The sequence below is a fragment of the Enterobacter sp. C3_dUdeg genome, from assembly GCF_057536195.1.
In genome coordinates this window covers 1-623 of the sequence record NZ_BAAKFX010000024.1, presented here as the reverse complement: position 1 = coordinate 623, position 623 = coordinate 1, and the positions used below count along the sequence as shown (strand labels likewise).

Genomic DNA, 623 nt, shown 5'->3' with positions numbered 1-623 from the left:
GTCGCTGCCGCAGCTTCGGTGCATGGTTTAGCCCCGTTACATCTTCCGCGCAGGCCGACTCGACCAGTGAGCTATTACGCTTTCTTTAAATGATGGCTGCTTCTAAGCCAACATCCTGGCTGTCTGTGCCTTCCCACATCGTTTCCCACTTAACCATGACTTTGGGACCTTAGCTGGCGGTCTGGGTTGTTTCCCTCTTCACGACGGACGTTAGCACCCGCCGTGTGTCTCCCGTGATAACATTCTTCGGTATTCGTAGTTTGCATCGGGTTGGTAAGCCGGGATGGCCCCCTAGCCGAAACAGTGCTCTACCCCCGAAGATGAGTTCACGAGGCGCTACCTAAATAGCTTTCGGGGAGAACCAGCTATCTCCCGGTTTGATTGGCCTTTCACCCCCAGCCACAAGTCATCCGCTAATTTTTCAACATTAGTCGGTTCGGTCCTCCAGTTAGTGTTACCCAACCTTCAACCTGCCCATGGCTAGATCACCGGGTTTCGGGTCTATACCCTGCAACTTAACGCCCAGTTAAGACTCGGTTTCCCTTCGGCTCCCCTATACGGTTAACCTTGCTACAGAATATAAGTCGCTGACCCATTATACAAAAGGTACGCAGTCACACCAC

1 rRNA gene is annotated in these 623 nt (G+C 52.6%); it reads right to left on the bottom strand.

Annotation, left to right across the window (positions count from 1 at the left end):
• Positions 1–623 (bottom strand): 23S ribosomal RNA (locus AC27FC_RS23050); the annotation flags it as partial.